Here is a 13426-nt window from a genome sequence, read left to right as displayed (position 1 = left end):
TCTCCTTTTACATAGCCTTTATTATAGTTATTGAATACAGTCCGGGCATCTTCCGTAAATTTCAAATTTATGGCCCGATATATCATACCCAATTAAATCCTCACTTAACTCATTCATTGGACAAGTTTCAATCTCTTTTGTCTTTCCGCAGTCAAGGCAAATAAAATGATGGTGGTGGCTATGATGTGAGCAGGTAAAACGAAAATGCTTTTCCCCCGACAATTCCGTCATTTCCAGGATTCCCATTTTTACAAATAAAGAAAGATTGCGGTAGATGGTATCAAAACTCAATCCAGGATACCCTTCCTTTAATCGGTCTAACACATCCTTAGCCGTTAAATATTTATCACTATCCGCAAATAATTGCAGCATTTCTTCCCTTTTCCCTGTGTGCTTAAAACCTTTTTCTTTTAAATATTGTATTGCCTCATTAACGTTCACGTGTTTCACCTCTATTGCACCTGTTTATGAACCGTCATTTTTTTAGAAAGAATAGAAAAAATTAAAATAAGAACTGCAATCATGACAATCGTTCCACCTGGTGCCAAATCTAAATAATAAGCAGTAAAGAGTCCTCCCATTACAGCGATTTCCCCAAAGAGCACTGAAAAGAAAATTGTCTGTTTAAACCCCTTGGCAATTCGAATACTTGCGGCAACAGGTAAAGTCATTAACGAGGAAACCAATAGAATCCCGACAATGCGCATCGAAGCCGCTATGACAAGTGCGACCATTACGATAAAAATAAAATGAATACTTTTGGCTGCAATTCCAGATGCCTTGGCATGCTCTTCATCAAATGATAATAAAAACAATTCTTTATACAATAAAATAATCGCAAGAACAACTAAAAGACAAATAATAAAAATAACCCATAAATCAGTACGGCTAACAGCAGATACACTGCCAAACAAATAACTAAATAAATCTGTATTGAATCCATTGGCAAGTGAAATAAAGATAACTCCTAGTCCAATCCCGCTTGAAAGGATAATCGGAATCGCTAATTCTTGGTAATGTTTATAAACTCCTCTTAGCTTTTCAATAAATAAGGAGCCGCCCACCGAGAAGGCCATCCCCAAATAAAGTGGATTTAACCCCGCCATCACCGTGAAGTATTTTTCGATTAAAAGGCTTGCTGCAATTCCTGCCAGTGTAACATGGCTTAAGGCATCGGCAATTAAGGAAAGTCTTCTTACTACAATGAATACACCTAATAAAGGAGCGAGGAAGCCAATCATGATTCCGGTTAAAAAGGCATTTTGTAAAAATTCATAATGAAAAATTCCTTGAATCACTCTGACTCGCCTCCGTGATCATGTTGATGGGACAGCATGTGAACACCATGTCCATAGAAATCCGAGATACCCTCTGTTCTATACCTCTCAAATTCCTCTGTATTCCCGTGAAAATGCATATGTTTATTTAGGCAGGCGACTTGTGTTACCTTTTCTGATATCGTCCCAATATCATGGGTCACCAGTAAAAGGGTAATCCCCCGCTTCGTATTTAAATTTCCAAGCATTTGATAAAACGAATTTACATTTTGTGCGTCTACTCCGACCGTCGGCTCATCAAGGATTAAGAGCTTTGGCTCACTGACAAGTGCACGAGCTATAAATACTCTCTGCTGTTGACCACCTGAAAGCTCACCAATATTCCGCCTGCTGAATTTATCCATTCCGACTGCCTCGAGAGCCTCCATTACCCTTTGTGAATGCTCTTTCTTAAAGAACCGGAACATCCCAATTTTTTTTGTTAGACCGCTTGAGACGACTTCGAATACGGTTGCCGGGAAACCAGTATTAAAAGAATTGGCCTTTTGGGAAACATAACCAATCTTTTGCCAATCTTTAAATTTACTTAGCTCTTGATTGAATAAATAAATTTCCCCTTTTTGCGGTTTCAAAAGACCTAGAATTAGCTTTAAAAGCGTTGACTTTCCTGAACCGTTTGGTCCGACAATCGCTAAAAAAGAGCCATCTGGCACCAAAAGATTAATGTCCTCAAGGACCGTGTCTTTTTCATAACGATAAAAAAGATGCTTAATTTCAATGATTGATTGCATATGCTGAACTCTCACCTTTAATTTTAAGAATCATTCCGATTTAACATCATGTAGTATACAATAGGTCTTCCCAGTTGTAAAGTAATTCAAAATAAGCCCATAAAATCTTTTTGGATGAGTCACATTCTTCCTCCTTTTTCATACATTAGCACAGAGGAGTGATGAGGGTGAGGATATTTGAAAACATCATTAATCATAAAATTAATACCATTACTGCCGAAGAATTATTAAAGTATGCCAAGCAATTTAATATTTCGGTAAACAGAACCCAAGCGAAAAAAATCGCTGAATACTTACGAGGAAAAAATATTAATATTTTTGATGACCGTGAACGCGCTGCATTAGTAAAAGAAATAGCCAAAGCTGCCGGACCGGAAACAGCACGTGAAGTAAATAAACTATTTATGCAATTAACAAAAGCTAATTAGGATTCAAAAAAGCTGTGCAAAGTCGCACAGCTTTTTTTCTTATGATTGCATAATTTCATCCAGAAGGTTGTCGTTAAACTTCTGTTCACGAAGCATAGCAATTTCAAATTTATAAGGCGCCTTTTTATTATTTTTATCCTCGCCGACAAATGGAGTTTCTAAAATTTTAGGAATGTCTGTAAGCTGCGGATGGTGAATAATATAGTTCAGGGCATTAAAACCAATATGCCCAAATCCAATATTTTCATGACGGTCCTTTCTCATCCCGACAGCATTTTTACTATCATTAATATGCAGAACCTTTAAGCGGTCAATTCCAATTATTTTATCAAATTCATTTAATACGCCATCAAAATCTTCGACAATATTATAGCCGGCATCGTGGGTATGGCAGGTATCAAAACAAACCGAAAGCTTATCACTATAGGTAACTCCATCGATGATCATCGCAAGTTCCTCAAAGGATTTCCCGCATTCTGATCCTTTCCCCGCCATTGTTTCCAATGCTATTTGTAGGTTTTCTTTTCCTGTTAATACTTCATTTAATCCTTCAATAATTTTTGTAATACCTGCTTCTGTTCCCTCACCGACATGTGCACCGGGATGGAGAACAATTTGCTTTGCTCCGAGTGCTTCTGTTCGCTCAATTTCTGACCGAAGGAATCTTACACCTAATTCAAAGGTATCTGGATTTGTTGTATTCCCAATATTAATAATATAGGGGGCATGAACAACAATTTCAGAAATGCCGTTCTCTTCCATATGTCTTCTTCCTGCTTCGATGTTCAAATCCTCAATCTTTTTTCTTCGTGTGTTTTGTGGAGCGCCGGTATAAATCATAAACGTATTTGCGCCATAAGATACAGCTTCTTCACTTGCAGCCAGAAGCATATTCTTGCCGCTCATGGAAACGTGAGATCCAATTTTCAGCATTTTTCCCTCTCCATTCACTCGTTATTTTTTTCTCTGGTTTAATTTTCGCTGCCGTTTTTTAATTTTATCCATTTCCCATTGCATTTTCTTTTTATATCCCGGTTTAACCTTTTGCGGTTTTTTAATCATTGACTTCGCAACTTTATCCGCCGCGTCTTCTTGCTTAACCCTTGTTTTTCGTCTATTTCGATCCTCGATCTCAACAAATTCTTCATTTTTAAGATCTACATATTTAAATTGTATCCCCATTTTTTCTAAACGGATAAGGGCATCTTCATCGGAAAGATCGTAGATGGTAAGAGCAATCCCCGAATTTCCAGCTCTTGCCGTTCTCCCTACCCGATGAACATAAAAATCTAAATCCGTCGGCAATTCATAGTTAATGACGTGACTGACGCCTTCGATATCAATTCCTCTTGCAGCCAAATCAGTGGCAACAATATATTGGAATTCAAGGTCTTGAATTTGTTTCATCATTTTCTTACGTTCACGCGGATTTAAATCCCCATGGACCCTGCCAACCTTTAACCCTTTTTCAATTAAAAAACCAGCGACTTCTTCTGCCATTTTTTTAGTATTCGTAAAAACAATGGCTAAATAAGGGTTGTATGCGAGTAATGCATCATGAACCAATTGTTTTTTATTTCGATGTCTTGATGGTAATAGAAGATGCTCTAAATTAACTGCTGCCCTTTGTTTTGAATCAATTTGGATAATCTTAGGATTTTCCATATATTTTTTAAGAAACGGTTTCAGCTTTTCGGGAATGGTTGCAGAAAAAACTAACATTTGTAATTTTTCCGGCATTTTCGCGGCAACTTGATCCAAATCTTCAATAAATCCCATATCGAGCATCATATCTGCTTCATCGACAACGAGAGTATCCGCAGTATGAACAAATAAGGCTTGCTCGGTCATAAGATCCTTAATTCTTCCCGGTGTCCCTACCACAATATGAGGCTGTATTTTTAATTTATCAATTGTCCTCTGCTTGTCCGTTCCACCTATATAGCATCTAGTCATGATTGATTGATCTGCGCTGCAATGTTCTGTCATTTTTAAAATTTGATGATAAATTTGTGAGGCTAGTTCCCTTGTTGGCGCCGTAATGACCGCTTGAACCTGCTGAACCTCCGGCTTAATTTTTTCAAGAATAGGCAAAACGAAAGCATGTGTTTTACCCGTTCCGGTTTGTGATTGTCCAATGGCGCTTTCTGATTTTAAAACCAGTGGAATCATCTTTTCTTGTATTTCGGTTGGCTTATAAAAACCTTGTTGATTTAGTGCTTCTATAATAAAAGGTTGAAATTTAAAACGATCAAATTGATTTTCCTTCATTTAATTGCTCCTCATTAAATTAATCTGTTTTAGGAATGGTTTTCTTGCTTTTACAAGAGTTTCCGCTTTTCGTCCATCATGCAATTATAGTAAATATTCATCCAAAACTCCAGTAATCTTTTTTCTATTTACATCATTTACCTTTTAACACATTTTAAATCAGAAAATTTCCTGTTGTCCTGTGCATTAGACCTAAACCAAAATTGGTTATAAGCATATTTTAAAGCATGAAGACGTTTTTGGGGGGGAGGTATAGAGATGCAACCAGGACCTATGAACGGAATGCAAGGGGGAATGGGCCCCCGAATGATGGGACCAGGATCAAGTCCATTTGGCGGAGGCGGACCAATGATGAACCCGTTTGGCGGCAGAAGCCCAATGGGTGGACCAGGTGCTAGTATGTTTGGCGGCAGAAATCCGATGGCTGGACCAGCCGCTAATATGTTCGGCGGCGGAAACCCTATGATGGGTGGGGCCGGACAAATGGGAAGAAGCGGAGGCGGTGGATTGCTATCAAGGATTTTAGGAAGAGGCAATCCAGCTGGCGGAATGAATGGACTTGGCGCTATCCAGGGCGCAGGCAGAGCAGCTTCCGGTGGTGGTGGAGGTCTACTGCAGTCCTTAAGTAATCCAGGTGGTATTAGCGGCTTATTAAACAATACCCAGCAAGTGTTAAAAACGGCTCAAACCATTGGCCCGATGATCCAGCAGTATGGCCCGCTAGTCAAAAATTTGCCGGCCATGTGGAAATTATACAGGGGTTTAAAAAATGCACCTGACCACACGGAAGAATCAGCAAAAGTTGACGAAAGCACAGACAAGAATGAATCGAGTTCAAAAACTACCTCTAACACTACTAAAGGAGGTAAAAAACGGACTCAGCAAAAAAAACAGCACACAGCGAGTAAACAGTCCAGCAGTCATAAATCTGAACAACAGCATACATCAAGAAAACGCCCAGACCACCAGGAAACAAAGCGTCAGAAAGGTACCTCAGTTCCTAAACTATATATATAAACCAAGAATGCTGGGAACAGCATTCTTTTTATTTTTATTGTGGAAAAAAGTACAGTGACGCCTCGACCTTAATAAAAATAAAGGAAAAATGTATCTTTGTTTTATTTCTATTAGTTTTATATAATAAATACATAGATTGTGAATTTCATGTTCTTTTTAGGAGGACTTACTTATATGGAAATAATAAAAATATCACCACGTGGTTATTGTTATGGTGTTGTCGATGCCATGGTCATTGCTAGAAATGCCGCACTAGATAAAACATTGCCGCGTCCGATTTATATTCTTGGAATGCTTGTTCATAATAAGCATGTCACCGATGCTTTTGCTGAGGAAGGAATTATTACCCTTGACGGAGAAAATCGTAAGGACATCCTTGATAAAGTTGAATCAGGTACCGTAATTTTTACAGCCCACGGTATTTCTCCAGAGGTTCGTCAGATTGCTAAAGAAAAAGGGCTTGTTACGATTGATGCTACATGCCCGGACGTAACAAGGACCCATGATTTAATACATGAAAAAGCTAGTCAGGGTTACCAAACAATCTATATTGGAAAAAAAGGACATCCAGAACCAGAAGGTGCTGTCGGCGTTGCTCCGGGATTTGTCCACTTAGTACAGACTCCTGAGGATGTAGAAGCATTGAACATCGATAGTGACAAACTAATCGTTACAAATCAAACTACGATGAGCCAATGGGATGTCGCAGATACAATGAAGAAGGTTCAGGAAAAGTATCCGCATGTAGAGGTCCATAATGAAATTTGTCATGCTACACAAATTCGTCAAGAGGCGGTGGCTGGTCAAGCAACTGAAGCGGACGTGACAATTGTTGTTGGCGATCCAAAAAGTAATAATTCAAATCGTCTTGCACAGGTTTCAGAGGAAATTGCCGGAACAAAAGCATATCGTATTGCGAATATCGAAGAGCTGGAAATTGAATGGGTTAAGGACGCTAAAACAGTGGCTGTAACAGCCGGTGCATCCACACCAACCCCAATCACCAAAGAGGTGATTAGTTTTCTTGAACAATTTGACCCAAATAATGAAGCCACATGGGAACGAAGAAAAAACGTCCCATTGAACAAGATTCTTCCTAAAGTGAAAAAAAGTTAAAAAAACCGGTCAATGGACCGGTTTTTTCACTTTCTAAGGCTTTCATTGCTTAGACCTTCACACTTAAACAAAAGTAAAGGGATCGGTATTGATTTCAGACGGAAAGATCTCTACTTGGTAGCCGGATTCTTCACACATTTTTTGAAGCACGGCGGTAACTCCTTTTTTCATCACCTTTTCAACATTATGACCTGGGTCAATCATATTCAAGCCCAACATCATGGCATCATGTGCAGTGTGATAATAAATATCTCCGGTAACATAAACATCTGCACCACTAAACTTTGCCTGTGTAAAATATTTATTTCCGTCGCCACCCAACACTGCAACTTTTTTAATCTTAGCGGTTATATCACCAACTACTCTTACCTGATCTACCTCAAGAGCGTTTTTTACTTTCTCGGTAAATTCCTTTAATGTCATCTCTTGAACTGTTCCAATTCTACCCAATCCCAGTACTTCACCAGTATTTTCAACCGGATAGACATCATAGGCAACCTCTTCATATGGATGAGCTTTAATCATCCCCGAAATGACTTTTTTAAGCAGATGCTCCTGAATAATGGTTTCAATTCGTACCTCGAGTGCTTCTTCTAATTGTCCAGGTACTCCCAAATACGGTTTTGTATCTTCTCCAGGTAAAAACCTTCCTGTACCATCTGTTGTAAAGGAACAATGGCTATAATTTCCGATAAAGCCTGCACCTGCATTTCCAAGTGCCTTTCTCACTTGCTCCTCATGGCTTCTCGGTACAAAAACAACTATTTTCTTTAACGGGGTTTCATAGGTAGGGACAAGGACTTTTGAATTTTCCAAGCCAAGAGCAGCTGCAAGTAAATCATTAACCCCACCTTTTGCCACATCAAGATTGGTATGAGCTGCATAAACAGCAATATCATGCTTTAACAGTTTTTCAATCATTCTTCCCTGAGTTGTATCTGTAAGCAGATTTTTTAGCGGCCGAAAAATTGGAGGATGATGAGCAATAATGAGCTGAACATTTTTTTCAATTGCCTCGTCAATGACTTCCTCCAGAACATCAAGAGCAATCATGATTCGGTCTATTTTTTTATTAAGCCTGCCAATCTGCAGACCAATTTTATCGCCCTCCATCGCTAAACCTTTTGGAGAAAACCGTTCAAATAATTGGATGATTTCATGACCGTTCGCTATTTTCATCCCCTAATGCCTCCTCTACCATTTTAATTTTCTCTAAAAGCTCCTGTTTTTTCTGTTCAGTTTCTTCGGTAGCTGCCGCCCCTTCAAGCTGGGAATAAATTCTTTTCCAATTTTCCTTTTCCATATGCCATTTCTTTTTAAATGTTTCATCTTTTTTATGTAATAAAAAGGGACCGACTAAAAGCCCAAGTTCTAATTGGGTGTTTTCATATGGTTTAAAAGTGTCGCCATTTTCAGCTACCAAAACCTCGTATATTTTTCCATCTTCCTCTAGAATTTCTTCCGCAATAAGCTCCCATTGGTGCTCGATAAGCCATTTTCGTATGGAAGAAGCACTTATATTCGGTTGTAAGATTAGTCGCTTAACGGTCTGTAGCTTCTCTTTCCCATTTTCTAATATATTTGCAATCAAGGCTCCGCCCATTCCCGCAATGGTTATGCAATCGACTTCACCAACCTCGATGACTTCTAAGCCATTACCTAAACGAACAGAAACTATATCCGACAGATCCTCTGATTGTACATTTCCGACGGCAGATTTAAATGGTCCCTCCACTACTTCACCGGCTATAGCGAATACAATTGCTTCGTTTTTTGCAAGGAAACAAGGTAAATAGGCATGATCAGAGCCGATATCGGCAAGTTTTGCTCCATTAGGAACATATTTTGCAACCGTCGCCAAACGGTTAGATAATTTATCTGTGTTCAAAAATCTTCACCACACCTTTTAGAATTCCATCTTATAAATAATCTGAATAAATAACATTCTACTTCGAGAATTGTCCAGCTCCAGGCGCCATCGGCTCTATGGTCTACAGCCACTCCGTCAAGAAGGTTAAAGAACAACCTTCCTGCCGGCTCGTCTTATGCTTGTCGCCGAAAGCTAAGCGCCTATCCGCTTTTCTAAGTATAAAAAAAGTCCTTTACAGATGCAAAGGACTTTCTTAATAAAACATTTTTTATTTAATCTTTGATACCCACTCTGCCATTGCTTCGGCTTGTTCTTGTGGAACTAAGTTTGGTGGCATGTTGCCTTTACCTTTTGTGATGATGTGAATAATCTCATCCTTAGATAACTTACTGCCGATACCTTTTAGTGAAGGACCCACCACACCTTGGTATTGGTCACCATGACAGCCAATACATGTTTGTTTATAAATATCTTCTGGTTTAGTAGCAACCGTTTCTGTCTTTTCGGCGCCTCCACCACCATTTTTATCCTTCGCAACCTCTTTCATATCACCGAGGCCCTTAAAGGATAATAAGAATGTTAATCCGATTCCAAAAACAAAGATCAAAATGTAAGGAATAACCGGATTTCGCTTCATGCTATAACCTCCCTTATGTATGTACTGCTGTTAAATAATAGAACGTCTACAAACAACTACTATTTTACTTGAAAATCGACAGAAGGAAAAGTCCTAATCTTACTTTGTCCAATATTCTTTATAAAAAAGATAAAAGAGACCGAAATTTTATCCCCGCTCAGCCTCTTTCTATTTTTCCCTATTTTCTTTTTAACAACCAATTTTTCTGGTAATTAAATCAAAATTCCATTTTAAACTCCTCTTAAGCAATTCCTTGTATACGCTTTCTAATTTTATTATACAGAGGATTTTTTATTTTCCCACTTCTTAAATATTTTGTATAGATAATATTATATAAATATAAGTGAAATTAGAAGTGTTACCTGCTCCCGTTTAACAAAATCCAAATAATTCCTTTTCCAGAAAAACATTTAACCAATTTAATGGAAAAAAGAATTTTGGAGTCTATTTGCAAAATGAAAGACAATTCAGTAAAATAAAAAACAAAAGTCTTTTAAGTCAAAAAAATAGTTTACTTCAATAAAGAAGTAAACTATTTAGAGGGATTTTATTCTAAAAAGTCTTTAAGACGCTTACTACGGCTAGGATGTCGCAATTTACGCAAAGCTTTTGCTTCAATTTGGCGGATACGTTCTCTAGTTACACCGAAAACCTTACCAACCTCTTCTAAAGTACGTGTACGTCCATCATCTAAGCCGAAACGCAAACGAAGAACATTTTCTTCTCGGTCGGTTAATGTATCTAAAACGTCCTCTAGCTGCTCTTTAAGCAATTCATATGCTGCATGCTCAGACGGCGAGGTTGCGTCCTGATCCTCGATAAAATCACCAAGATGCGAATCGTCTTCCTCACCAATTGGGGTTTCGAGGGAAACGGGTTCCTGCGCAATTTTAAGGATTTCTCTTACCTTATCAGGAGTTAAATCCATATCCTCACCAATTTCCTCAGGAGTTGGTTCGCGGCCAAGATCCTGCAGTAATTGTCGCTGGACTCGAATTAATTTATTAATGGTTTCGACCATGTGAACCGGAATACGGATTGTACGTGCTTGGTCGGCAATAGCGCGAGTAATAGCCTGCCGAATCCACCAAGTGGCGTACGTACTAAACTTAAAGCCTTTGCGATAGTCAAATTTTTCTACCGCTTTAATAAGACCCATATTTCCTTCTTGGATTAAATCAAGGAATAGCATTCCACGGCCTACATAACGTTTGGCAATACTTACAACAAGTCGCAAGTTGGCTTCTGCGAGACGTCGTTTCGCTTCTTCATCACCTTGTTCAATCCGGTTTGCCAATGAAATTTCCTCTTCAGCTGAAAGTAAATCAACGCGGCCAATTTCCTTCAAGTACATACGGACAGGGTCATTAATCTTAACTCCAGGAGGCACGCTAAGATCATTTAAATCAAATTCATCATCATCTTCTTTTGCTAATTGATTAACATTAGGGTCTTCCTCGTCACTATCTCCGACTAATTCTATTCCTTGATCACCCAGGAATTCATAAAATTCATCCATTTGATCAGATTCTAGATCAAAATTAGCCATTTTTTCAGCAATATCATCGTAGGCAAGGACACCAATTTTTTTTCCCAGCTCGGTAATCTGGTCTTTTACTTGTTCAAGGGTTAATTCATTTTCAACCTCTTTTGAACGGGCAGATTTTTCAGCCATATGTCCCCCTCCTTCCAAAAATCAAAGACACTATAATGAGTACTAAAGTGATTTTCGTAATTGAATAATTTCCATTGCAATTGCAGCTGCCTTCTTGTAATCCTTATTTCGATCAGCTTCTCTTTCTTCAAGTTCTTTTTCTTTTATCTTTAACATTTTTTGATAATTCAACACCTGTTTGATATAATCATTTAATTCTTGGCTGCTTAATTCATCATTAATGGACATCATTTCAATGTTTGCAACCAAACTTCTGAGATTATCATCTTGGATATAGGATAAAAAAGCACTTGAGTCAGGCTGGAGATGTTCTTCATAAAATCCAAACAGATAGGTTATTATTGCCTGATGTTCATCCACATTAAACGCTTGCCCCTGCAATAATTCCTGTACCTTGTAAGCAACATCTCTATTTTTAAGCATATGGGCTATTAAGTACCGTTCTGCATTGATGTGTGCAGGTTTTAAATCATTCACTTTCACCGGCTTAATGTTTGATTTATTAAGCGGCACATTGGTCGCATTTGTTTTCTTTTTTTCTGCAAAAAAGATTTGTTTTTGCTGTTGCTTTAAAGCATCCAGCGATAACGAAAATTCAGCCGCAAGCTGTCTGAGATAATGATCCCTTTCAACAGCCATTGGTAATTTGCTTATTTCCTTAATTATTTCTTCGATATAGGTAAGCCTATCTCCTTCAAGCTGAAGATTTTTTCCTCTTCGAAAATAAAGGAATTTAAAAGACATCCAGGTTAAGCTTGCGCTAATCACTTCATTGCGGAACTTTTCAGGGCCAAATTTTTTAATATATTCATCTGGGTCTTTGTTTTCAGGCATCGTTGCTACTTTAAGCTGAAGACCCGCATCGCCAAGCAATCTCCCTGCACGATAGGCAGCTTCAATTCCAGCCTTGTCGGAATCATAGCAAATCAAAACAGATTGAACATTTTGCCTTAACAGGGATATATGTTCCTCTGTCAGCGCCGTACCCATGGTAGCAATCCCATTTTCAATTTCGGCCCGGTCTGCAGCAATTACATCTGCAAAGCCTTCAAATAAAACAGCCTGCTGAGCTTTTTTCATACTTGGCCTAGCCAAATGAAAATTATATAAAATTTTACTCTTATTAAAGATTGCCGTTTCGGGACTATTTAAATACTTGGGCTCGTCAGCCCCTAGAGATCTCCCTGAAAAAGCAATCGTTTTACCATTTCGATCAAAAATTGGAAACATGACACGATCCCTAAATCTATCGAAATAGGTTCCGTCCTTTTCACGCTTGATAATCAAACCGGCTTTCTCCATCCATTCTGGTGGAAAATCTCTTTTTGCAAGAAATTTATAAACAAAATCCCAAGAATTTAAAGAATAGCCTATTTGAAACTTATCAATCGATTCCCTGGTAAAGCCTCTTTTAAGCAAATATTCTAATGCATGCTGACCCTCTTTTGTGTTTACAAGCAAGTGATGATAAAATTTACGTAAAAGTTCATGAGCATCTTGCATGGATTGGAGCTCTTTAGAAATTCGTTTCTCTTTTCCATCATGGGAGAAATTCACTTGAAGCTCAATATTCGCCTTTTCTGCCAACTTCACAGCAGCTTCCTGAAAAGAAATACCTTCAAGCTCCATTAAAAATGTAAAAGCATTTCCGCCCGCACCACATCCAAAGCAATGAAAAATTTGTTTATCGGATGAAACGGAAAATGATGGGGTATTTTCTCCATGGAATGGGCATAATCCAAAATAATTTCTACCCTGTTTTTTAAGTTGAACATAATCACTGATTACTTCAACAATATCAACAGCCTGACGAATTTGGTCTATTTTTTCATCTGCAATTCGGTCAGCCATGAAAAACAACTCCATTTGTTCAAACAATTATTCTATAAAGAATAATTAAATTCCTGCAATTTTCGACATTTTTTTGTTAAATACATGATAAATTTTGCCCATTCTTGTGAACTAATAGGTTTTGGTCCTTTCCCAAATCAGCGGCTTCTATCCTAGAATCAACATATTTCCAAGCTGAGTATGTAGAAACCTTTATTCCATGTTGAATCATAGGAAGCGACAAAAGAACTTTAACAGAAAAGTCGGAAGCAAATTCGACAATTTCCTCTATACTGGGCAAGAGTCGCATCGACATAAATAGTCGGATTGCCGTTAATAGTAGTATTAATTCTACATCAACCCACATATTCCTTCTTTAGCCGGTAACTTTTATAAAAGGATTTATGTCGAATTTTTTTAAAAGAGTTCCCTTGACATCTAACAATAAATAGTTTATTCGTTCACATGCAAGTCTAAACCTAAAAGATTCATTTTTATCACAATTTTTTATTAT

At 38.0% G+C, this 13426-nt stretch carries 13 protein-coding genes; 3 read left to right on the top strand and 10 right to left on the bottom strand.

Annotated features, from left to right (window positions below; all coding sequences use genetic code 11):
• Nucleotides 1-27: 27 nt before the first annotated feature.
• From zur to ACFQZ9_RS18030, 3 genes are read right to left on the bottom strand one after another with little or no spacing between them, the layout of a single operon-like run.
• The gene (gene zur / locus ACFQZ9_RS18040) at nucleotides 28-441 is read right to left on the bottom strand and encodes a Fur family transcriptional regulator (protein ID WP_498944807.1); all 414 of its coding nucleotides are present in this window, start codon (nucleotides 439-441) and stop codon (nucleotides 28-30) included.
• An 11-nt stretch (nucleotides 442-452) separates the two neighbouring features.
• Nucleotides 453-1298 (bottom strand): metal ABC transporter permease, encoded by an 846-nt coding sequence (locus ACFQZ9_RS18035; protein WP_026572435.1) that lies wholly within the window; start codon nucleotides 1296-1298, stop codon nucleotides 453-455.
• Entirely contained in the window at nucleotides 1295-2068 is a 774-nt protein-coding gene (locus ACFQZ9_RS18030; RefSeq protein WP_498944806.1) for a metal ABC transporter ATP-binding protein, read from the bottom strand. The genes ACFQZ9_RS18035 and ACFQZ9_RS18030 overlap by 4 nt, the downstream gene beginning before the upstream one ends.
• A gap of 167 nt (nucleotides 2069-2235) precedes the next feature.
• Here ACFQZ9_RS18030 and ACFQZ9_RS18025 point away from each other — a divergent pair, with 167 nt between their 5' ends.
• Entirely contained in the window at nucleotides 2236-2496 is a 261-nt protein-coding gene (locus tag ACFQZ9_RS18025; protein WP_198309211.1) for a DUF2624 domain-containing protein, read from the top strand.
• 39 nt (nucleotides 2497-2535) lie between these two features.
• On the opposite strand, the gene ACFQZ9_RS18020 is transcribed toward ACFQZ9_RS18025, so the two are convergent.
• Both ACFQZ9_RS18020 and ACFQZ9_RS18015 read right to left on the bottom strand, forming a co-directional pair.
• On the bottom strand, nucleotides 2536-3429 hold the full coding sequence (locus tag ACFQZ9_RS18020) for a deoxyribonuclease IV (RefSeq protein WP_198309212.1): 894 nt from the start codon (nucleotides 3427-3429) through the stop codon (nucleotides 2536-2538).
• A gap of 21 nt (nucleotides 3430-3450) precedes the next feature.
• A complete protein-coding gene (locus tag ACFQZ9_RS18015) occupies nucleotides 3451-4767 on the bottom strand; it encodes a DEAD/DEAH box helicase (protein ID WP_498944805.1) in 1317 nt (438 codons plus the stop codon).
• Nucleotides 4768-5025: 258 nt separating this feature from the next.
• Between ACFQZ9_RS18015 and vrrA the strand changes: the two genes are divergently transcribed.
• Both vrrA and ACFQZ9_RS18005 read left to right on the top strand, forming a co-directional pair.
• The gene (gene vrrA / locus ACFQZ9_RS18010) at nucleotides 5026-5784 is read left to right on the top strand and encodes a VrrA/YqfQ family protein (protein ID WP_498944804.1); all 759 of its coding nucleotides are present in this window, start codon (nucleotides 5026-5028) and stop codon (nucleotides 5782-5784) included.
• A 174-nt stretch (nucleotides 5785-5958) separates the two neighbouring features.
• Nucleotides 5959-6900, top strand: coding sequence for a 4-hydroxy-3-methylbut-2-enyl diphosphate reductase (locus ACFQZ9_RS18005; RefSeq protein WP_498944803.1), 942 nt, complete (start codon nucleotides 5959-5961; stop codon nucleotides 6898-6900).
• Nucleotides 6901-6963: 63 nt separating this feature from the next.
• Here ACFQZ9_RS18005 and ACFQZ9_RS18000 read toward each other — a convergent pair whose 3' ends face one another.
• From ACFQZ9_RS18000 to dnaG, 5 genes are all read right to left on the bottom strand, one after another.
• On the bottom strand, nucleotides 6964-8079 hold the full coding sequence (locus ACFQZ9_RS18000; RefSeq protein WP_498944802.1) for a Nif3-like dinuclear metal center hexameric protein: 1116 nt from the start codon (nucleotides 8077-8079) through the stop codon (nucleotides 6964-6966).
• Nucleotides 8057-8788 (bottom strand): tRNA (adenine(22)-N(1))-methyltransferase, encoded by a 732-nt coding sequence (locus ACFQZ9_RS17995; RefSeq protein ID WP_498944801.1) that lies wholly within the window; start codon nucleotides 8786-8788, stop codon nucleotides 8057-8059. The genes ACFQZ9_RS18000 and ACFQZ9_RS17995 overlap by 23 nt, the downstream gene beginning before the upstream one ends.
• A 250-nt stretch (nucleotides 8789-9038) precedes the next feature.
• Entirely contained in the window at nucleotides 9039-9407 is a 369-nt protein-coding gene (gene cccA, locus ACFQZ9_RS17990; RefSeq protein ID WP_198309218.1) for a cytochrome c550, read from the bottom strand.
• A gap of 547 nt (nucleotides 9408-9954) precedes the next feature.
• Complete coding sequence (gene rpoD, locus ACFQZ9_RS17985) at nucleotides 9955-11082, bottom strand: RNA polymerase sigma factor RpoD (protein WP_198309219.1); 1128 nt, start codon at nucleotides 11080-11082, stop codon at nucleotides 9955-9957.
• 42 nt (nucleotides 11083-11124) lie between these two features.
• Nucleotides 11125-12933, bottom strand: coding sequence for a DNA primase (dnaG, locus tag ACFQZ9_RS17980; protein WP_498944800.1), 1809 nt, complete (start codon nucleotides 12931-12933; stop codon nucleotides 11125-11127).
• Nucleotides 12934-13426: the final 493 nt, after the last annotated feature.

This window comes from Neobacillus sp. GCM10027624, assembly GCF_042675345.1.
GTDB classification, from domain to species: domain Bacteria; phylum Bacillota; class Bacilli; order Bacillales; family Cytobacillaceae; genus Neobacillus; species Neobacillus cucumis_D.
Note: the sequence above shows the minus strand (reverse complement) of the source record. Positions and strands in the feature narration are given on the sequence as shown.

What these genes read in the sequence shown, in the direction of transcription:
- ACFQZ9_RS18030 (WP_498944806.1), bottom strand. Translation starts at nt 2,068, where the DNA reads ATGCAATCAATCATTGAAATTAAGCATCTTTTTTATCGTTATGAAAAA.
- ACFQZ9_RS18020 (WP_198309212.1), bottom strand. Translation starts at nt 3,429, where the DNA reads ATGCTGAAAATTGGATCTCACGTTTCCATGAGCGGCAAGAATATGCTT.
- ACFQZ9_RS18015 (WP_498944805.1), bottom strand. Translation starts at nt 4,767, where the DNA reads ATGAAGGAAAATCAATTTGATCGTTTTAAATTTCAACCTTTTATTATA.
- vrrA (WP_498944804.1), top strand. Translation starts at nt 5,026, where the DNA reads ATGCAACCAGGACCTATGAACGGAATGCAAGGGGGAATGGGCCCCCGA.
- ACFQZ9_RS18005 (WP_498944803.1), top strand. Translation starts at nt 5,959, where the DNA reads ATGGAAATAATAAAAATATCACCACGTGGTTATTGTTATGGTGTTGTC.
- ACFQZ9_RS18000 (WP_498944802.1), bottom strand. Translation starts at nt 8,079, where the DNA reads ATGAAAATAGCGAACGGTCATGAAATCATCCAATTATTTGAACGGTTT.
- cccA (WP_198309218.1), bottom strand. Translation starts at nt 9,407, where the DNA reads ATGAAGCGAAATCCGGTTATTCCTTACATTTTGATCTTTGTTTTTGGA.
- rpoD (WP_198309219.1), bottom strand. Translation starts at nt 11,082, where the DNA reads ATGGCTGAAAAATCTGCCCGTTCAAAAGAGGTTGAAAATGAATTAACC.
- dnaG (WP_498944800.1), bottom strand. Translation starts at nt 12,933, where the DNA reads ATGGCTGACCGAATTGCAGATGAAAAAATAGACCAAATTCGTCAGGCT.